Below are 21657 nucleotides of genomic sequence, written 5' to 3' on the forward strand. Positions count from 1 at the left end.
TTATAATAATATATCTTTTTATGGTAAAAAATATTATATTTTAGGATATTTTGAGGGAGTTAATTCAAGATTAGCAAAAATTAAAAACATTAAAAAAAGATTAAATGAGAGAATATGATATTGAAAATAGTTTAATTATACAAAATGAAAAAGAAATTAATAGAATTTAATAAAATAAAAAATGGAATATATTACGATATAAATAGTTGTGATTGGAATGATATTATTAATAAATCAAAAAATGGTTTATTATTAGGTGAATTAGGACATCAACAAAATAATCAAGTTATGTTAACTAATATTTCACATATAGTAAAAAATATACAACTTTATCAAGATGGGATAGTTGGTGATATACAAATTTTAGATACACAAAATGGCAAAATATTAAAAGAACTAGTTAATAATGGATTCAAAATAAATTATTCTGCAAGATATAATGGTAATGTCGATAGTAACGGTAAAATTATTGATGCTAAAATATTATCATTTGATGCCATGCAAGTTCCATATGATATATTAGAAATAAGAAATCAAAAAATTAAAAAAATTAAAAAATTGATTAATGAAAAAAGATTTAATTGATAAAATAAATAAAGCATCTAACCTAATAAACCAAAAACAACGATATGGACGAGGTAATTATATGATAGTTAGTCCAATAATAGCGGAACAAATTAAAAATATTAATTTGTTAGAAGAAAGAAAAAATAAAATTAAACAAATTTTTAAACGAATTAAAAATAATATATAAACTAAAAATAAGTAATAAAAATGGGCAAAATAATAAATTTAAAATCACCGACTGATTTTTCTGGATTTTATGTAATATATAAAGGTTCAGTTATGAATGAAGAACAAAAAAATTTTGGAATATCACACTTAATGGAACATTTGATGTGTAAATCATTTGAAAAATTATATGATGATTTTGACAGGTATGGTATAAATTGGAACGCATACACATCATCAACTGAAATAGTGTATCATATAACTGGATTAGATGAATATATCTATAAATATAGACACGAATTAGTTAATATGTTACTTGATTTTAATATACCAAAAAAAGAATTTGAAACGGAAAGAGATGTCGTTATACAAGAATATAGAGACACTTTTCAAGATCAAGGAACAAGTCATTATTATAATATATTAAGAAAAGAATTGGGTAATTATGGTCCAATAGGTAAAATGGAATCTTTAGAATCTCTAACATATGATGATATTAAAAGTTATTTTAAAGATTATTTATCTAAACCATCTTTAATTATAAACGTATCTAAAAATAATAAATTTGAAGGATTTGATATATTTTCAGATAAAGAATATAAGAAATATATAAGAAAGGAAGATAAAAAGGATTTAATAATTGAAAAGATGGCTGACTTCAAAAAAAGTTCTATAATTGGTTATAAACTTGTTGATGATGATTTTGCTCATATTAAATTTATATCTATGATGTTATCTGGATCTATGAAATCCCCATTAATGGATGAAATAAGAAAGAAAAGAGGATTAACCTATGGTGTAAGTACAAGTGTATATGGTTATTCATATAATAATGGATTTTTAAGTACAGAATTAATAACTGATGATGATAAAGTTGATGAAGTTTTAGAAACATATAATATGGTATTATCTAATCCTGACAAATATCTAACAAAAGAAAGATTTGATCTTATTAAAGATTTTTATAAAGTTCAATTCAAAAAAAATGAGATAAATAGGTATAATAGTATCAGACATTTAATAACACCAGATAGTTGGAATTTAGAAAAAATAATTGATGATATAACATATGATCAAGTTAGAAAAGTGTATGATAAATATTTTTTATTTGATAAATTAAAGTGGTCTATAGATAAAAAGGATTTTTAATTTGTTTTATTAAATATTTTTTAATATATTTGCAAAAAACAAATATATGCAATCTTTTAAAAACATTTATAAAATAAAATTAAAAATAGAATTTTTAACTAATTATTCAATAAAAATTACACTAATTGGACTTGATGATAGATTTATTTCAAAGAATAATGATACATTAGCATATTCTAGTTCATTGAATAATTTTTATATATATTCTAGAAATAGTTTTTGGTTAGGTGTTAATTCAATAAGATTACCAAGTGAATCTAATTATAGACCTAATGAAAATTATTCAATAAGAAGATTCTTTAATGACAAAGAAAGATATGATTATTTATATAAATTAAAAAAATCATTATTGGAATGGAGTCAAGATTATAGTAGATTTAAAAATAGTGTTAAATCAGAAATAATTTATGAAGGTGATACATGGACAATAAAATAATAAAAATATGATAAAAGATTATAAAAAACCAATAAAAAAGAACAAAACAGAAACACCAGTTTGTCAAGAGTGTTTAGATTCTACTAAAGATAAAAAATTATATTTTTGGATAGATAAAGAAACACATTTTTTCTATGTTGCATAGATTGTATAGAAAAATTTGATTATAAAATTGGTAAACCATACCATGAAACTAAAAGAAAATCAAAAAAAGACATTTAAATTTTAATATATAGAATAAAATATATAATAAAAAAAGAATAATTAAAATATGGCAGTTATAGAGTTTCCTACAATGAATGTTCAATATATTGCAATAAATGATGTTTATTTAGTTGCAAATGATGATTCTGTTAATCAATTTTGTACTGAAAATGGTTGGACGATGGATTCATATGAATCAGAAGAACAAAGATTTTCAAATGATGGTAGTTTATATTATCAATACTGGGATGGTTCTCAATGGGTTTTAGAATCAGGATATAGAAAAATAGTTACTAAATTAGTATATACCGAATAAATAAATATTCAAAAGTATTTAAAAAACGATATAAATAATGATTTATATCGTTTTTTTTAATTTATTTTATCTTATAAAAATGGAAGGGAAATCAGCACTAACCTGACTTCCCTTGTATATATAGTGGTTGAAGAGTGGAGCTAGTTTGTTACTATATTTACACCTTTACCACGATTATCTTGCATTAATAATAATTAACGAAGATAACAATTCTATATTTATATATTTAATAAAAAAACTCATTTTTTTCCATTTTTAATACTTTTATCCACCAAAACCTATTTTTTTACTATCACCATCGACATCATGTGTTATTGTTTTTGTATTCTTTTTTAATGAATATATTTCAGCTAACGTCATTTCATCTTTTGATAAAGATATATCTATATTTAAAAATTCTAATAATTTTTTTAATCTTTCACCTTTAACTTTTCTAAATTCCTTTCTAGCAGTTAGTCTTTCTGGTCTTAATAATGCTAAATCAATATTTTTTGGACTAGTATTAAATGTTGCAATAACTTGTATATTTAATATATCATTTAATAGACCATCTGTTAAATTTAACAAATTTGTTATCCCTATGTTTCTTGTCATATATCTGGATTCTAATAATGGTTCTGCATCTTCTATAAAAATATAATTTTTCCCTTTACTATCTGATACCCAATCTGATATAAAATTTATAAAACTAGGATCTGTTATAGAATCTACCATTGTTGGAGGAAAATATAATACGTTATTATCTTTATTTAATTCTTTAATTTTTCTAAGTAAGTATCTGATATAGGTAGTTTTACCGGATCCAGCCACACCATGAAATAGTGTTAAACCTTTTGTATCATTATTTAATCTTTCTAATAATTTATCATTAAAATCTATAAATCCATCACCATAATGTAAATCTAGTTCTACTAATTCTACTTTTTTATTATTTATATCAAAATCTTTAACATAAAAATTGCCATCATCATAAGATACCATACCAATTGTTATATTTGTAACTTCCTCTATTATATTGTTATTAAACAATTCAATAATTTTATGAAAATCATCAAATTCACCATTAACCAAAAATAGATTATCTGAACATATTAAATTAACATTATCTACATTGTGATTAATAAGATAAAAATCTTGTGGTATACCTCCACTCAATAAACAAATAACACCGTTACCAAAATCATATATTTTTTCTCTGTTGTATTGTTTATCTAATGATAAATTATAATAAGCATCTTTAAAATAATATTTTATGTCTGGATATAATTCTCTTAGTCCAATTTCTATCTTATCCCAATCAAAATAATGACCAGAATTGGATATTATTCTATATAAATTAGGATTATTATTATATTTTTGATAAAATATTTCTAACATATTAATATCTTCTGGGTTTTTACTTCTTCCATTAGATCTTAAAACATTTAAAGTTATATTATCAAATTCAAAATTACTAGTTGTCATTTTTTTTAATTCATTAAAATTCATAAAATCATTTTATTTTTTAATATTCTTATATATATCTATTATTTAATAATGTTTTATTTAAAAAAACAAAATTTCCTTAATTTTATTAGGAAATTTTATTAAACTTTTCTATTTTACTTATTTTTAAAATTATAGTTTCAAATTATTAATAATTTTATTAATAATATTAATATTAAACCAATTTAAAATATTACTTTTTAATTTTATTAAATCTTCTTCTATTTCAATCGTTTTTATATCATTAATATCATTTAACAAATCTTTATCCACATTTGATATAATATTGTCTAATTCTTCGTCTTTTTGACCTTTGTTGGTATTTAAATTAAGCGATTTAGATAAATCTAAAATAAACAAATCAACAAATCCATTAATATTTTTATTAAATACTTTTTCATCATCTACAAATAATCTTTTAATATTACTATTATTTGAATCTTTGAATACATTTGATATATTATATTCTTTCTTATTTATAAATGATATAAATGATTTTAATGATATATAAATAAATGATAAATTATCCTTAAATATATTTTTTATATCTTCTATATTATCTGTTTCTTTTAATAATTCCTTTAATGTTTGATTATTATTTTTAAGATAATTTAAAAATATTTTTTCCATATTATCTATATCTTTAGAATTATTTAATTTATTAATAAATAATTCAACTGATTTTTTTGTATCACCTGATGTTGAATATAAAAATTTACCGGCTAAATTTTTCATTTCACCAAAAATACTAAGTTTCTCACTAATAAATTTATTATAATTTAGTATCATTTTTAAATTGACTGAATTTTAATATATTATAACTTTCTTCTATTTTAATAGGGAAAGTAATCGGTTTTGTTAATTCTACTTTAGTTGTTTTAAATCTATTTAAACTATTATTTGTTATTAAGTTATTATATAATATGGGTTTAGATGTTTCTAATAATTTCATTATTCTATTAAACACTTCATCTTCAGTATTTCTTAAATATTCTTCTAGTAATATTTGAATTTCATTTGCTACTTGTATATTTTTAAATTCATCATCATAAAAATAAATAATATCATATTTATCTTGTTTTATTGGTAAGAAATGATCATTTTTTATTTTAAACCCTATTAAATGTTCTAATATTACATTTGATTTTTTATATGCAATATCATCATTAACTTTACTTTTAAAAAAATCACCTACATAATAGAATTTATCAATAAATAAACCATTATTTTCTAATTCTTTTTTTAATGCGGATAATAATAAGTTATCGTTTTCTTCACTATATCTAGCTGATAAGATACCAATTTCATCATCTTTATTGCCTATTATATGTCTTATATTTTCTCTAAATATAGATATTTTATTAATAATATAAGGATTTGTAAATTCTATAAAAGATATACCTATTTGATCTTCTGATATATTTGGATATCTTTTTTTAATTTTGTTAAACATATTTTCACTAATCCAATATGTATTACCATTATAATCTATCATTATTTCATCATTTATATGTATTCCAGATAATATATCATATAATTCTATTTTATTTAATTTTATAATTGGTTTACTTGGATTATTTTTATTTATTATCCATACATTACCATTTATTTTCCATAATGTATCATCTAAGTCGAAAAAATGAATTGTTCGCATTTATTAAAAATTAATTTTAATGTATATATAAAAAATAAAAGGAGAAATAAATTCTCCTTTTTATATTCTTGGAAATGCTGAATTATTTCCTCCAAATTTATTCATCATTGTAGATGGATTATATTGTTTAGTAAATGAATTTGGATTAAAATTAGATATATTAGAATATTTTTCTTGTTGTGTTTTCTCTTGTTTTTCTTTTTCATCATTTTCCTCTTTATTCTTTTCATTTAATAATTTTATATATTCTTCATATTCCCAATAATACCAATTATCTACCACATTTGTTGGTATACTATGTTGAACCATCCATTGAAATTTATTCTTTAGTAAATCTAAAATATTTGTTTGAAATAGTGCAAATATTCTTGATTTTAGTTCATTGTTTTTATTTTCCGAATCTATCCAAGATATTTGGGATTTCAAATAGTTTAGATGCCCCTGATGGAAAGGTCAATTCAGTGTGGACCTCCATGCCACACTCACTACATTTCATTTTTAATCCTTTTATACCAACTGTCATGTTATTTATTATTTCATTTAATCCTTGAAAAAGAATTAAATCATCCATATTATTAAAATCTTTTAATTTTGCTTTTATACCATCTTCAGAAATTGAAGATCTATCATGAAGTAAAAATGGCATTACTTTCATAAATGCAACATTCGGTTTTTTATCAGATTGTACATTTCTTTTAATTTCATCATAAAAATCTTCTTGTATTCCTATTGTTGGAGGAGCTAATCTCCATGATACACCCTTATTCAATAATTCATATACTTTATCTTCTTTATTATAAAATCTTGAAATATTTTTATTTGGTGTATGTAGTTCAAATGTTGACGGTCCATATTGACCAGGTGTTGATCTAAATGGAATATTAAATTCATGTCCACATCCTGAACAAACTACTTCTTTAGTTAAAGTATTACCACCTTGGAATGTTAATTCTCTTATCATAAATATTAAAAACATCCTATCAGCATCTTTTATATCTTTATAAGATCCCTTTGTACCATCTGGATGATAATATATAATATTCTTTGATAATAAATCATTCATCTTTTCAGTTATATCAACAAAATTATTATCATCTACCATTGAATACGATTGAATTTCAGATACTTTTGCAGCTCTTATTGATATTTTAGTTCCTGTTTTATAGAAATTTCCAGCTGGAAGAATATCTAAATTAATATTATTATATTCTGATGATGATATATTAATATTATCTGATTTTTGTTCACTTTTAATTATTTTTTTATCATCACCTAATAATGATTCAAGATATTTTTCATTCTTCTTCTCTATATTCATTTTATTAGAATTTTGCATTTCTTCATTCATATATTTAATTTATTTTTTATATTATATATTTATAATATGTGGGCACAACAAAATTAATTTGATATTTAAAAGTAAAAAAAAATAATTGGGATATTTATATTAGTATATATAAAATCTAAAAATTATAATTCGTTGAAAATTTTTTCAATTTTTTCAATCGTTAATTCATCTTTATATATATAATTTTCAGCACCAGATAATATCATATTATTCATAGTTTCAAAATCTTTATTAAAAGATACACATATTATTATAGTCTGTCTATATAATTCTCTATTTATCTTTTTTGTTGCATATATACCATCTATTTCTGGCATATTTACATCCATAAATATTATATTATAATGATTAATTATTGCCATTTCTATAGCATCTTTACCATTATAGGATTTATCCAATAATAATAATTTATCACCTAATATGGTTTTTATCATGTAACTTAATGTTTCAACAAACGTTAAATTATCATCGACTACTAATATTTTATAACTATTATATTTCATAATACTATATATTAAATGTTAAATGTTAAATATTAAATATAAATAAACCCCTTATTTCTAAGGGGATATAAATGTTAAATTTTTATTTTTCTTAACTATTTCATTATCAACTAGTTAGAAATAATAATCTTCCCAATAGTCTGCAACAAAGTTAGCGGTAAGTTCTTGAATATCAGCACCACCTCCCCATGTTAGATCTTCACCAACATTGAATCCGGTAATTTGTGCATTATGATAAGTAACTCTTCTTATAATAACACCTTCTCTATCATGTTGGTATACAATTATTGTTCCTGTCATTGTAGATTTATAGTTTGATGAACCATCTTCATTGTTCCATGCTAAATCATACCAGTCTTTTATCATTCTAAAAGTAAACATTTGCTTATTATCATTCTGATTTATATTAAAAACTAAATCTAAACCAGTAACAGATGTTGAATCAGGAAAACCAACAAATATTCTAGTTGAGTATTTATATCTTTGTTCAGTTGTTGATAGTGTAGGATAAGTTGGTAACTTAGCACTCTTACAATTTTCTAATAGTAATAATTTACCATCTGTTCCATGTATTTCAGATAAAACACCAGGTAAAAATATTTCTACTTCAAATAAATTCTTATAAACTGGTTCCCATTTGCTATTATGACTTGTAATGTTTGTAAAATGTGGTAATCCTCCCATATTATTTTTAATTATTTTTTCTTTTAGTATATATTAAATATATTTTATCATTTTTATATACTATATATAAAAAAATAATACTTATTTTTTATCTTTTTGTTCTTTCTTATTCTTTGCATCTATAGATGAATATTTAATACCAACCCAATCTTCTGGTATTTTATCCGATATACTCATAAAATATTCATTGTCAATGGGTTTATCTTGTCTTTTCAATTTTTTTCTAAATGTATACTCTAGTGAATTTAAGATTAAATTAAATTCATTATTATTAAATGATTTTTTATCACCATTTAATAGATCAAATAATTCATTTTCTTGTTCTATTGCGGTTTTCTTTTTTCTATATTCTAATTTAGACCATAAATATTTTTTTTCATTATCATTTAATTTAATATTTTCAGATAAATTAAAATCATTAAACATTTTAATATTTTTCATCTTTCATATTTTATTTTTATTTATATATAAAAATTTATAATTACCTGAATTATAAATTCTATAAATTTTTCTTTCTAACATTATATCATGTTCTGATTTATTTTTATCATAACCCTGTTTAATTAAAACATCCTTTCTAAAATCAAATCTATATTTTCTAATATCATCAACTACATAATAATAATTTGGTTTTGTTATATTTAACATTTCAAATTCTAATTTTTTATATAAACTACCATCACTGTAACTTCTATCAGCGTAACTTATAATTTTTTCTGGTTTATAATTATTTATAAAATATTTAAATAATTTACTAGCACCTCCTATTACATTTGTATTTAATCTATTGCAAAATCTTATCATTTCATACTCATTATTATTCAATGATTTTGAATTCATATTTCTTCTTAACTGCCCAAAAGTCATTAAACTAACTAGTTCATTGTTATAAAATAAACCAATTTTAATTTTTGAACCCATAAAACCTTGAATATGATTAAAATTTAAAAAATTTCTTATTAAATTATTATCAGTTATTTCTTTTATTTGACATTTTCTAGCAAATATTTTATATTTAGTCTTATTTAATTTATTTAGTATCATAGATTTAACTATTTCCTGTTTATAAATCCAATCATCTTCATAAATATGTATTAACTGAATGTTTTTTTCTAAACATAAATTTGTTTTATTAGAATGATAATCATTTGGTTTATTTAACTCATTATGCCAATAAACACCGTTAAATTCAAATGCCAAATTTAATTTAGGTAAGTAAATATCTAGTTCATAAGGAGGAATAATATTTTTTGAATTTTCTATTATTTCACCATTATAGTTTTCTTTTATAAAATTTAATAAATCTACTTCTAATTGTGATATATTATTTTTATATGGTGGATAACATACTGTACAATATTTATAATTGAATTGTTTTCTACTTTTATATAAAGGGAAAGATATTTCAAAAATATGATCTTTATTACAATCACACTTCATTATATATTTTTTATTATCTATATCGATATCTAATATTAAATTATTATTTTCTTTTTCCTTTAATCTTTGTGTCAATGATATATTTTTTCTAAATTTTTCAATGTCCATTGCATTAAAAACACCATATCTATCTAACATTGTATTTTTTAAATTCTTTTGCCATATATTTTCATCTCTACTATTTAATCGTTTATCAATAATTTTTTTAACTTTATTTGGATTATCTTTACCATATTTATTTATATTAGTATTTTTTATTTTTTCTTTAATATCATCATTTTGTAAAGCATGTTTAACTCCATACTTTTCTATCATAGTTTTTTCAAATTTTTTACGCCATTTTTTAACATCAAAATTATTTATTCTTTTCTTTTGTATAATAGATGATTTTAATGGTACATCAACTCCGTAATTTTTCATTAATGTTTTTTTGCTCTTTTCTTTTATTTTTTCATTTTGTAAAGAACAATTATAACCATACCTATAATTATTTGTTTTAATAATCTTATTTTTTATAATATCAGATTCAGCTGGTGTATTTGTTCCAAATTTTTCTAAGGATTTTTGTTTTTTAATATCTTTAATAACTGGGTCAGAACTGATACATTTTATCGAACAATATTTTTTATAACCTATTGTAGAATTTTTAAATTTAACATAATTATTACAATTTGGATTACTACATTTTGGTGGAACAATATTATGCTTATAACAATAAACCTTTTCTTTAAAAGATATATGTTCTATATTATTTAATTTACTATAATTTATTATATCTAAATATAATTCATTATAATTATTTTTTAAATATAACTCTTTTGATAATTTACCAGATGGATCAGGTTGTTCTAATATATTATCCATAAATAAATTATCTTTTAATATTTTATCAATATCATTAAAATTTTTATATGATATTCTAATTAATTTAATATTATTAGTTGCACAAAAATTATTTTTAATATTATCTCTTTCTATTTGTTTATTTATATCATTGTTTTCAAATATTTTTTTATAATGAAATTCACCATCATATTCTATACATAAATTATATAATGGTAAATAAAAATCAAAATATAATTTATTAATATTGTCACACCCATTTAAATATTTTTGAGTTTCGTATTCTATATTATTATCAATTAAAAACTTTTCAATTTTATTTTCTCCTTTACTTTTATTACATTTATTACAACCAAAACCTTGTAAATGACCAGCAGCTCTTTGTTCAAAATCACCATGTATAGGACAAGTTATAGTTATATAATGATCACTACCATTATAATTAGAATTATTATATGTATAATAATTATTATGCACTATTTTTGCTTTCTCTATATATTCTATTGTGTTCGATTTTCTTGTTTTACATTCTGGACAACCAAATCCTTTTAAATGCATATTTGGACTTTGTTTGAATTCACCATGAATAGGACAAATTATTATACTTTTTGTTTTATTATTAAAATAATTAAATTTGGTGTAGTTATATTTATGATCATGTATATGATTAGAATTTTTAATAAATTCATCAATATCTTTGGGTTTTGTACCACCACAAACAGGACAACCTCTTCCACTTAAATGATCTGATAATATTTGTTTAAACTCACCGTGAACTGGACATATTATTTTTATTTTATCACTATTTTTATTAAATATTAAATCAGTATATTTATATTTATTGTTATGAATAGAATTTAATCTAACTAAAACATCATCCTTATTTAATCTTTTTTTATCATTTGCACATTTCCTACACCCATAACCTTTCAAATGAGAAGATGGGCATTGTTCAAAATCACCATGAATTGGACAAGTAATTATTACTTTAGTTTTATTATTTATATAGTTAATTTTATCATATTTATAGAAATTATTATGTTTTTCATTTGATAATTTTATAAATTTATTTTTCCTATCCATACTTCACCGATTATTTTATACTTATATATAAAATAATAATTATTGTTTAATAAAAAACCCTACTATTAATAGTAGGGTTTTTAAATGTATGTAGTATTTATTGTTGGAAACCTGACGAACTAATACCACCTGTTTTTTCAATCGTGATATTATTAACAATCCATCCCATTCCTTTAATTATCTCAATATGTGTATCTAATACTCCACCCTGTAAATCTATTATATAATTAGTATTATTTGTTTCGTCACATATATTCTTATAATCATATAATGCATCTATATCAACATATCTTTGACATATCATGTCAGCTCTATACTTTATTTCTGCTCTTATTCCAGGTGTATTGAATTTCCATTGATATCTTAATAACATGTCATATAATTCATTTTCAAGTTCAATTAATACTTCTCTTGAATGTATGTAACTTAAGCTAGATACAGGAAAAACTTCAGCAGTGCTTTCTTCGCTTATTATATAACCAACATTTCTAATAAACATAATTGGATTACATCCCATATCTGATAAATTATCTAAATCATTATCAGTAAAATCCATTTCAGTACTTGCAATATCAGGTATTCTACCCATATTAACACCGGCTACAATTGTATGTGGATATACACCAGAAGCACTAGTAGTGAATTTTCTCATATATGCAGTTGCTACATTTGCTGCAGGTGGAACAAATCTAGTTATATTATCTTCTGTTACTCTAACATATGGGAAGAAATAACCAACTGTTGATCTACCAACACCTTGTCCAAAAGTATATCTGAAATTTGGGTTTTTATCTTCATTTGCACCATTCTTAATATATTCGGTATTTAATGATCCATCATCATTAACAAAACTTGGGTTTATTGATTTTTTAAATTGTTTAGCACTTGGCATATTTATAAAACCAAAACAATTTAGTTTCTTACCACAAAGATCCAAATATTGTTGTTTTGAATTTTGTGTTAATCCTAAACCAAATGAATCAATTAAATATCTCCAACTTATTTTATTCTTATTAACTAAACCATTATACAGTGAAGTATTTTTAGAAATAACATTTAAAATATTATTTTGTCTATTCTCTGTACCATCAGGTATAGAATCTTGATGAATAACAAATGGTTTTAATGCCACACCTTTCAATGTAGTAACATATTGATAAACTGGTGGATAAACAATTGTATATAATCTACTTGAACCATCAATATGTTTAATTGCTATTGGTGCATCAGTATAAATAATTTTAAAATCCGTATTGTCTGGATCATTCTTAACATCTATTATTCTTGTTAATTTTCTATGTACTGTTGTAGTGTCATCTTCGTCATAATATGCTTCTACATACATATTTCTTTTAATTTCAGAATATCTATCTTTATTAATTCTTATAGATACGGTATTTGTTTCATCCTCTATTATTAAATCTTCTATTTCTAATGTTTGTTTCCAATTTCCAATATCAGATGATACTGTTATACCAGCACTACCATTAATAAATTCTTCTATTTTAACAGTTAATATATCATTAGTATTTAGGTACATATTTATTTTAATTTTAGTACCTAAATAATCAATATAATCTCCATTTGATATTATACCGTTAAAATAATCTTCATAAAATTTAGAATATTTAGCTACAACATTTACATCACTATCATATTTTGTAACAAATTCATTTGTATTACTACTTAATATAAATTCATCATCGATATAATATAATAAAATATTACCAGAATTTATATAATCAGCAGGTGTATCAACATATATATGAATTTGTGAATTATTAGATGATGTATAAGACAATGAATTAATATCTATTATTTCAGTTTTATTTAATCCATCAGTGTTAATAATAACACCTTTATTTAATTGTAAATTAGTAGATATTTCATTATATATCTTTTGTAATCTCAATTTAAAATATTCATTATTAGATATTGTTGTTCCACTAGTTCCTAAAAATTCAATTTTAATATGATCTGTTTCATCAGTTGCTGTTATACCAATTGTATTTAAATCACTACTTTCAGTTATATAATCAAATGAATGAATATATGTACCACCGCTATTTTGTAGTTCTAATGTTCCAATTATTATTGTATTATTATTATCAAATGTTATTGATCTATTTATAAATGTTTCACCTGATAAATTTTCCAATCCATTCATAACATTTAAACCAGTTGAATCTAAATATATCACGTCTTTTCTTTGGTTTCCAACAGTAACATTACTTATAGTAACACTATTACTCATACTTAATGCAGACATGTCATATTCTACGCCATTTATAATATATGTACCACTATCAAATGATAGTAACATTGTACCAGAATTAAAATTTTCATTTTCTATACCTATTTGTGTCCAGTTATTCCAAACATTTGTTCTATTACCAAAAGAAGTAGTACCAAATGTATTATTAGGAGAATCTAGATGTTTTATAGAATATTCGATATCTTCTTTAATTGATTGATTATATGATAAGAAGTTTATATTACTTACATCAAGTCCAACTAATGTTCCACCAATTAAATCTATATTTTCAGTTAATCCATTTTTGTCTTGTATGATATCTCTATTATATGTACAAAATAATCCAGTTTTATCTGTATTATTATTTATAATATTTTCAATAAACATGTCATTATCATTAATATCTTTAAAATCAGGTATTAAACTAACGTCATATACACCTAATGTTATAACATTTCTTTCATTTACAAAATCTTGAATGTTTTCTGTTATTAAACCATTAGTAGTAAAGTATTTTGACCATGTTGTACTAACGCTTAAATCTTTATAATTTGTCCAGTCACCACTTAATACAAGAACAGTTACCATATAATCTGATATTAAATCATTTGGATGTATAAATTCTGGAACTTTTACATCACCACCATACCATTGTGAAGCAGTAATATCAAACCCTCTTAGTGTCGATTTAAATATAAATGTTGTTATTTTTTTATCACCCATGTTTGTAAGATGAATTAATCTATCATTATCAGGCGTTGGATCATTAACAACATCTAAGAATGATTCTGAATCTCTTTCCCAAAAATCTTGTCTATTGAAAAATCTTTCATAATCAGCTGTTTTTAAGTTTGTAAAATCTGAATTTGGATATAATGCACTTGTAGATACAGATGCGTAATTTAAAATATCTCTATTTGGTAAAGTTCTTAATAAATTAAGTGCCCAAACAGGTCCAGTTTCCAACATTTTTATAACAGTTCTATGAAAGAATGAACCTTTACTTTCTAATTGTCTATCAACAGTACCGAAAATTCTTTCAAAGTCTATTCTATTATCTACATAGACTGGTCTATTAACTGGTCCTTTTTTAGAAAAACCAGGTACTAAATTTATTAGTACATTTTGTGCAGGTAATTCTATTATTGAATTATTGATCTCTTCGATATAAATAGCTGATCTTTTGTATTTACCTAAATCTTTTTCTTGTATTGGCATTTTGTTATATTTATTTTTTAAACTTTAATTAACTAATCTATATATAAAATATATTAACTCATTTTTTGATATTTATAAATTAAATTTATATTTATATATATTAAAAATATAATCAATTTTTATATAATTATGGATAAAAAAGAATTGGGCAAAATAAATCTGCTAACTTTTAATTATCTAAGTCTAATTGGATTGTATAATGATGAAAAGTTAGATAGTAATAATATAATTATTAAATACTTCTTTAATAACATTTATAATAAGGATATTAATGATATTAAAGATATTGACAACATCAATGATATAATTAATGAATTTTATAGAATTTATAAAAAATTAGAAGATATTTTAATTAATCAAGACGAGAAATACAAAATGATAATATCACAAATAATAAATGATAATGTCGATTACTATATAGAAGAAATAATTAAACAATATAAAGATAATTTATTTGAACTTATTTTAAATATTGATAATAATAATTTATATCACATAAAAATAAATATCTTAAATGATAAAATGTTAGATTATGCTAAAAATGAAGAGTATGAAAAAGCCAATGATTTAAAAATAGAAATAGAAAAAATAAAGGGGTTTAATCTAAATTAAACCCCTTTATTATTAATTTGTGTAAATTTTAAATATATTATTATCGTTATCCCATGTTATACCATATGTTTTATCTGGATCATTACCATTATAATATATCCAATAAATTATTGATTCAATTTTTTTATTATATTTATCTAATATTTTTTGCATATTAGCTGCAGATATTTCATTATTATTTTTAGAATCAACATAAATTATTATATCTTCTAAAAATTTAGTCATGTCCAATTTATTAGTAAATTCATTTGACATCTTTTCCATATTATTTTTAAAATTAAAATCATCATCGTCATCGTCAACATCTACATAATCATCATCGTCATCGTCATCGTCAATATCTACATAATTATCATCTTTTTCATTATAATCAAAATAAAATAATAATGCTTCTTTTAAATCATTATAATCTCTAAATGTTTGATTATCTACTGTTATTGAACCATCTTCGTGTATCCATACTGATGTTAAATTTTCTGTATTATAATCATAATATATCATTTCTTTTTCCGGTATGAAATCTTTATAATTTTTACAATATACATCAGCAATTGATTCTAATATATCATCAACATCTATAAAAATATCCCATAATTCATCATCAGTTAAATCTCCTTGTGTTTTTGGTTTTCTTTTAGGATCTTCTGTCTTAAATGGATTTGGGTTTCTTTTTGTTGGTAATGATTCCCAATCTATTTTAGTACAAGTATTTGCTAATTTTATTAAATATGTTAAATTTTGTGATTCAAATTCAGTGTGCTCATCAAAATACCCAACAGATAGATTAGTGCATTCTGGTATAATACTCATAAATGTTGCTGAATCTGTATATATACCAGTTGGATCATTTTCAAATTTCATTCCATGTTTTTTAAACTGTATTGATAATTCATTGACAAAATCATTAGAACAACATTGCATCCCCATTTGCCTAGATATAATTGAACCATACCCTCTTCTATCAAACGCAATACATCTTTTATAACTTTTAAAAATATCTTTATATTTTTTTAATGCATGTGTTGATCCAATTCTACCTACTTCTTCACCAACAAAAAAGTAATATAAACCAGGTATATTATTTTCTATCATATTTAACATTATGACAACACCTGCTTTATCATCTGCTCCTAATAATGTACCTTCTTTTGCATCATATTCAATAGATTCTCCTTTTTTATTTTTATATGTTCTTTTAATTATATCACCTTTAGTACCTACAAATAATTGTCCTTCTGTTTTCCAAAAATCATGCTGAACTTTTTGTTTTTCAAATGCTGCGGTATCTAAATGCGAACAAAACATTGTTTCGCTATTTTCTCCGATTTTAATAAAAAAATTACCAAATTCATCACTATTTATATTATCGGGTAAGTGTTTTTTTAATTCATCCTCGTCTCCATATGTATATGTATAGTCTGTTAAATCTAAAAATTTTTTAATTATTCTATTCATTTTATTTTATTAGTTATTTTTAATTTATATATAAATTATAAATTATTATATTTATGATATGTTTCTACATATTTATGATTCCATGATTTATCAGGTAAATATTTAGTTTTTTTAAAATATTTATAAATAGGATACCAATCAATATATGGATTAAATCCTGCTTTATCTTCAAAATAGACATTAAAATATGGTTTCTTTTCATAATACCCAAATGAACCATTAGAATCTGATATTTCTAGGTTTTCATTAATATATTTAAAATGTATTTGATCTTTTTTAAATATATCCATATATTTATTTATTTCATCTGAATATGAAGATGTAAAAAGAAACATTACAATATCATCTCTTTTACTTAATAATTGTAATGTTTCTTTAGCGTAAGGATAATAATTTATTTCTTTTATTGTTTTTCTATAATCAGGTTTAGATATAACACCATGTATATCAAGGGCAAAATAAACGGAGTACCATTTTCTTTCTTTAGAATAATTAAACATTTTTATAATCCACTTTAAAATAGATGATTTATAAAAATACCTATAAAAATATATCATATAATTATTTTTTCTATATGGTTAACTTCGATTATATTACCAACTGATGTAAAATGTCCTTTTTGTTCTAAAATATCATCACCCCATTTGATAATTTTATTATCAAGATCATCCATATTATAATACATTAAATATTTTTCTATTTTTTTCTTGAAATTTCTTGCATCATTTAAAATATTAAATTTTTTAAAAGATTTTTTTGTTTTATTATTATTATACTCATAATATAAATATTCAACTTTATAATATACCATAATTTTTATTTTTATTTTTTAATTATATCTACAAATTCTCCTTTTATACCAGGCCAACTTGAATGTACATTGTATTCAGGAAAATCTACACCTAATTCTTCACAATAGAATTTTAAAAATTTTGCACATTCTAATCCATCTTTTGGACATAATCCTAAATCATAATCAAATGATACAAATTTTGGAACTCCTTCTCTTTTTATGATTTCATAAAACTTATCGTAATCCCTAGCGATAAAAAACTCTTCTGTATCATAAATTGATCCATCACCATTATAATTTCTACAATCAGTAGGAACTTTCCAATCATCTAAAAATAAATTATAACTCATAATTTTTACTTATTTTAATTTAAAAATTCTTTTACCAGAACCATTAAATGATTCATTTTCCCATACCATTTCAATAATTACATTATCTTTACCATATTTATCACCATATACATCTCTGTATTTTCTGAAAAAATCCATTTTATCTTCAGATATTGATGGTATCGCAGTATGTATTTTTATTCTAAATAAACCAAATAATAAACGATATATTATTAAATAATCAAATTTCTTTTCCATATCTATTTAATGTTAAACATTTCAATTAATTGCCCATAAGTAACAACCTGTACTCCCAATTTTTGAGCCTTTGACATTTTTGATGTCATTGATGATAAATCATCAGTAACTAAAAAATTACAATCTTTATTTAAACTACCTTGCACAAAACCAAAAGGACTAATAACTTCCATGAAATCAGATTTTGTATTAAATCCAAAATCTTTAGGAGAACCAGTCATTTCAATAATTTTTGTGGATATACCATCTTCCATTTTTTCTTCAACCATATTACCCAACACATTAACATCACGTATTCTTGCGATATTATCAACAATTTCATTAATCTTTGAATGTAATTCAGAATTAGGATTTTCAATTTGTTCACGTATCGAATATTCCATACCAGATGGATTATATTTTCCTGTCATAATATATTTTTCAACCTCTTTACTAATAGTATTGCCAATACCATCAATTTGTAAAGATTCAATAATATTAGATAGTTTAATATTTTTTAATGATAATATTGATTCCATCATTTTATCTAGTGATCTACCATCTTTAAATACGCCACTATTAATATAATCTTCTTTGGTAAAAGTCAATAAGTCAACAATATTTCTAACACCAGCTTCATATAATTTGGTATAAACAGCTGGACCAATTCCTGATATTTCAAAAGATGACATACCTTTTTGGAATTTTTTAAGAGAAACACCAATACAATCTTTATTTGGACAAATTAATTTTAACTTTCCATTTTTTCCTTCTATAATCGATAATTTATGATCACATTCTGGACAATTTGTTGGAATAAATTTTATCATAATTTTATTATTTAGAATGCAAATATACAAAAAATATTTTATTATACAAAAAATCCCGATTAATAATCGGGATTTATTTTCAAATAAATAATTCATCAATATCGATTTCCTGATAATCCATCTGATTAAAAACAGAATCCATATAAAAAAATATCTGTTCTCTTATATTATCATCATATATTTCAGGATTATGTATACTAATATCTTCTATTCCGTTTTTTAATTTTTTAACAATTTTATCTCTCTTAGTTCTTTTTAGTGTTAAATCAACACAATTTTTAATCAAATTTGTTAATGTTTCATTGACGTCATTATTAGACATCCCATAAATTTTAACATCATTTTTTTTAATAGATAAATTCTTTTTCATAATTCAAAATTAATTTTTATTTTATTAAATAGTTGGTATGTATTTTCTTTTTTAAAATAGATTTTAATTTACTACTTATAATTTTTCTCTTTAATGGATTTATTTTATCTATAAAAAGAACACCCTTTAAATGATCATATTCATGTTGTATTATTCTGGCAATATCACCCGAATAATGATCAACCTTATTATTAAAATCAATGTCTTGATATTCAATTTTTATACTCGATGATCTAGATACATCATCATATAAAGATGGGAAACTTAAACATCCTTCTTTTGAAATTTGTTTATCATCACTATATTCAATTATATTAGGATTTATAAAAACTTTACTGATAAAATCATCATTATACTCATAATTAACTATAAATATATTTAATGGTATATTAACTTGATTTGCTGATAACCCTACTCCACCTGTGTTTTTAAGAGTATCAAACATATCATTAATAAGAATAATTATATTTTCTGTTATTTCTTTAACATTATTACATTTCTTCCTTAAAATAGGATCACCATATGTTACAATTGGTAATATCATAATAATTATATTTTAAAAAAAATTAAAAGTTTAAGAACCTGAACCTTTAGTTCTCCAGTCACTTATTTCTTTTTCATTTAAATATTCTCTAACTGCGCTTTTTATAGTTAATGGTACAAATTTAATATTAGGATTTTTAATTTTTGCATTATTAAAAAAAGGCACAAATAAATTTAAAGCATTTTGTTTTTCTTCTCCTCTTTTTGGTATCATATAAGATTCACCGATTGCAATAATATCCTTATTCCATACTCTTTGAACCGTTATAAATTCATTTGGTTTTCTATTTTCTAAATTTTCCCATTTAATATGACTTTCACTTATTATGCCTTTGTTTTTTAAAAATAATAATATGTCATTATGAATAACATCACTCATACTATCAGATATATACAAATCACCATTTTTAGTAATTACGCATCTTACACCGTATTCTATATTATCTAGATTAGATGGGTTTTTTATTATACTAGTTTTCCCGATAGTGCCTATAATATCATCTTTTTTTAATTTAGATTTATTATATGTTTTTTCAAAATCTTCAAACTCATCTGATATATTATGTTTTCTTTTAAGATATTTATCACCTACACCTTCTTCTATTTTATTTAGAAAATCATTAAATTTTAATATATTTGACATAATATAAATATTATTTTTATTTATATATTAATTTTTACATATTGATAAATTTATCAAAATCATTTAAAATTTTATCAGATGTATTAAATAAAGCATATTTTCTAAAATCACCAATATATTTCTTAAAATTGTTAATTGTATTTCCCAATTCTTTACCTTTTAATTGTGGATATTTACTCATAATAATTCTACCATTAAATTTATCTGATATTATTTTATTTTCTTTTTCCTTTATTTCGTTTTCTTTAATATTATTTTTAATATCACTGATATCTTTTATTGGTTTGCATTCTAATTCACTACCACCATAATCTGCGGTTGAAAATTTTTCTAGGTATTTAAAATATTTATGATTTATAAGATTTTTCTGTATGTTTAATCTCATTTCATCTATATGTTTATATCGCATATGATTTTGAATAACATACTCTATAATATTTATATCACCTCCCATTTTTTTAATCCAGTTAGAATATTTATTTAATATTTTAACTGA

General features: G+C 21.9%; 26 protein-coding genes. 6 read left to right on the forward strand and 20 right to left on the reverse strand.

Annotated features, from left to right (window positions below; translation table 11 throughout):
- Positions 1-144: 144 nt before the first annotated feature.
- From RBR25_RS15255 to RBR25_RS15275, 5 genes are all read left to right on the forward strand, one after another.
- Positions 145-585 (forward strand): hypothetical protein, encoded by a 441-nt coding sequence (locus RBR25_RS15255; RefSeq protein WP_432820416.1) that lies wholly within the window; start codon positions 145-147, stop codon positions 583-585.
- Entirely contained in the window at positions 566-754 is a 189-nt protein-coding gene (locus RBR25_RS15260; protein WP_432820417.1) for a hypothetical protein, read from the forward strand. Before RBR25_RS15255 ends, RBR25_RS15260 begins: the two co-directional genes overlap by 20 nt.
- A 20-nt stretch (positions 755-774) precedes the next feature.
- Entirely contained in the window at positions 775-1881 is a 1107-nt protein-coding gene (locus tag RBR25_RS15265; RefSeq protein WP_432820418.1) for a M16 family metallopeptidase, read from the forward strand.
- Positions 1882-1927: 46 nt separating this feature from the next.
- A complete protein-coding gene (locus RBR25_RS15270; RefSeq protein ID WP_432820419.1) occupies positions 1928-2317 on the forward strand; it encodes a hypothetical protein in 390 nt (129 codons plus the stop codon).
- Positions 2318-2588: 271 nt separating this feature from the next.
- On the forward strand, positions 2589-2837 hold the full coding sequence (locus RBR25_RS15275) for a hypothetical protein (RefSeq protein WP_432820420.1): 249 nt from the start codon (positions 2589-2591) through the stop codon (positions 2835-2837).
- Between the two features lie 264 nt (positions 2838-3101).
- Here RBR25_RS15275 and RBR25_RS15280 read toward each other — a convergent pair whose 3' ends face one another.
- The 10 genes from RBR25_RS15280 to RBR25_RS15325 all read right to left on the reverse strand — a co-directional run bounded on the left by RBR25_RS15280 (position 3102) and on the right by RBR25_RS15325 (position 15349).
- Positions 3102-4325, reverse strand: a complete 1224-nt coding sequence (locus RBR25_RS15280; protein WP_432820421.1) for an AAA family ATPase — start codon at positions 4323-4325, stop codon at positions 3102-3104.
- A 129-nt stretch (positions 4326-4454) separates the two neighbouring features.
- On the reverse strand, positions 4455-5057 hold the full coding sequence (locus RBR25_RS15285) for a hypothetical protein (RefSeq protein ID WP_432820422.1): 603 nt from the start codon (positions 5055-5057) through the stop codon (positions 4455-4457).
- A 37-nt stretch (positions 5058-5094) separates the two neighbouring features.
- The gene (locus RBR25_RS15290; RefSeq protein WP_432820423.1) at positions 5095-5976 is read right to left on the reverse strand and encodes a hypothetical protein; all 882 of its coding nucleotides are present in this window, start codon (positions 5974-5976) and stop codon (positions 5095-5097) included.
- A 60-nt stretch (positions 5977-6036) separates the two neighbouring features.
- Positions 6037-6402 (reverse strand): hypothetical protein, encoded by a 366-nt coding sequence (locus RBR25_RS15295; RefSeq protein ID WP_432820424.1) that lies wholly within the window; start codon positions 6400-6402, stop codon positions 6037-6039.
- The gene (locus RBR25_RS15300) at positions 6365-7324 is read right to left on the reverse strand and encodes a hypothetical protein (RefSeq protein WP_432820425.1); all 960 of its coding nucleotides are present in this window, start codon (positions 7322-7324) and stop codon (positions 6365-6367) included. The genes RBR25_RS15295 and RBR25_RS15300 overlap by 38 nt, the downstream gene beginning before the upstream one ends.
- Positions 7325-7446: 122 nt before the next feature.
- Positions 7447-7827, reverse strand: a complete 381-nt coding sequence (locus RBR25_RS15305; RefSeq protein ID WP_432820426.1) for a response regulator transcription factor — start codon at positions 7825-7827, stop codon at positions 7447-7449.
- A 114-nt stretch (positions 7828-7941) separates the two neighbouring features.
- Positions 7942-8511 (reverse strand): hypothetical protein, encoded by a 570-nt coding sequence (locus RBR25_RS15310; RefSeq protein ID WP_432820427.1) that lies wholly within the window; start codon positions 8509-8511, stop codon positions 7942-7944.
- Between the two features lie 81 nt (positions 8512-8592).
- Positions 8593-8952, reverse strand: coding sequence for a hypothetical protein (locus RBR25_RS15315; RefSeq protein ID WP_432820428.1), 360 nt, complete (start codon positions 8950-8952; stop codon positions 8593-8595).
- Between the two features lie 3 nt (positions 8953-8955).
- On the reverse strand, positions 8956-11877 hold the full coding sequence (locus tag RBR25_RS15320) for a DUF7487 domain-containing protein (RefSeq protein ID WP_432820429.1): 2922 nt from the start codon (positions 11875-11877) through the stop codon (positions 8956-8958).
- A 97-nt stretch (positions 11878-11974) separates the two neighbouring features.
- A complete protein-coding gene (locus tag RBR25_RS15325; protein ID WP_432820430.1) occupies positions 11975-15349 on the reverse strand; it encodes a hypothetical protein in 3375 nt (1124 codons plus the stop codon).
- A gap of 129 nt (positions 15350-15478) precedes the next feature.
- Between RBR25_RS15325 and RBR25_RS15330 the strand changes: the two genes are divergently transcribed.
- Positions 15479-15961: a UvrB/UvrC motif-containing protein gene (locus RBR25_RS15330; protein WP_432820431.1), complete on the forward strand. Its 483-nt coding sequence runs from the start codon at positions 15479-15481 to the stop codon at positions 15959-15961.
- Positions 15962-15973: 12 nt separating this feature from the next.
- Here RBR25_RS15330 and RBR25_RS15335 read toward each other — a convergent pair whose 3' ends face one another.
- The 10 genes from RBR25_RS15335 to RBR25_RS15380 form a co-directional block, all read right to left on the reverse strand.
- Positions 15974-17416 (reverse strand): hypothetical protein, encoded by a 1443-nt coding sequence (locus tag RBR25_RS15335; RefSeq protein WP_432820432.1) that lies wholly within the window; start codon positions 17414-17416, stop codon positions 15974-15976.
- Positions 17417-17451: 35 nt separating this feature from the next.
- Positions 17452-17916, reverse strand: a complete 465-nt coding sequence (locus RBR25_RS15340; RefSeq protein ID WP_432820433.1) for a hypothetical protein — start codon at positions 17914-17916, stop codon at positions 17452-17454.
- A 53-nt stretch (positions 17917-17969) separates the two neighbouring features.
- Entirely contained in the window at positions 17970-18227 is a 258-nt protein-coding gene (locus RBR25_RS15345; RefSeq protein ID WP_432820434.1) for a hypothetical protein, read from the reverse strand.
- 11 nt (positions 18228-18238) lie between these two features.
- The gene (locus RBR25_RS15350; protein WP_432820435.1) at positions 18239-18559 is read right to left on the reverse strand and encodes a cyclic-phosphate processing receiver domain-containing protein; all 321 of its coding nucleotides are present in this window, start codon (positions 18557-18559) and stop codon (positions 18239-18241) included.
- 9 nt (positions 18560-18568) lie between these two features.
- Positions 18569-18796, reverse strand: a complete 228-nt coding sequence (locus RBR25_RS15355; protein WP_432820436.1) for a hypothetical protein — start codon at positions 18794-18796, stop codon at positions 18569-18571.
- 2 nt (positions 18797-18798) lie between these two features.
- Positions 18799-19701 (reverse strand): hypothetical protein, encoded by a 903-nt coding sequence (locus RBR25_RS15360; RefSeq protein ID WP_432820437.1) that lies wholly within the window; start codon positions 19699-19701, stop codon positions 18799-18801.
- Entirely contained in the window at positions 19685-19975 is a 291-nt protein-coding gene (locus tag RBR25_RS15365) for a hypothetical protein (protein WP_432820438.1), read from the reverse strand. Before RBR25_RS15365 ends, RBR25_RS15360 begins: the two co-directional genes overlap by 17 nt.
- 16 nt (positions 19976-19991) lie before the next feature.
- Positions 19992-20519, reverse strand: a complete 528-nt coding sequence (gene def / locus RBR25_RS15370; RefSeq protein WP_432820439.1) for a peptide deformylase — start codon at positions 20517-20519, stop codon at positions 19992-19994.
- 30 nt (positions 20520-20549) lie between these two features.
- Positions 20550-21161, reverse strand: coding sequence for a hypothetical protein (locus RBR25_RS15375; protein WP_432820440.1), 612 nt, complete (start codon positions 21159-21161; stop codon positions 20550-20552).
- A gap of 34 nt (positions 21162-21195) precedes the next feature.
- A partial coding sequence (locus tag RBR25_RS15380; RefSeq protein ID WP_432820441.1) for a hypothetical protein occupies positions 21196-21657 on the reverse strand: 462 nt, incomplete at its 5' end.

Source organism: Trichloromonas sp. (assembly GCF_034006665.1).
Classification (GTDB): domain Bacteria; phylum Desulfobacterota; class Desulfuromonadia; order Desulfuromonadales; family Trichloromonadaceae; genus Trichloromonas.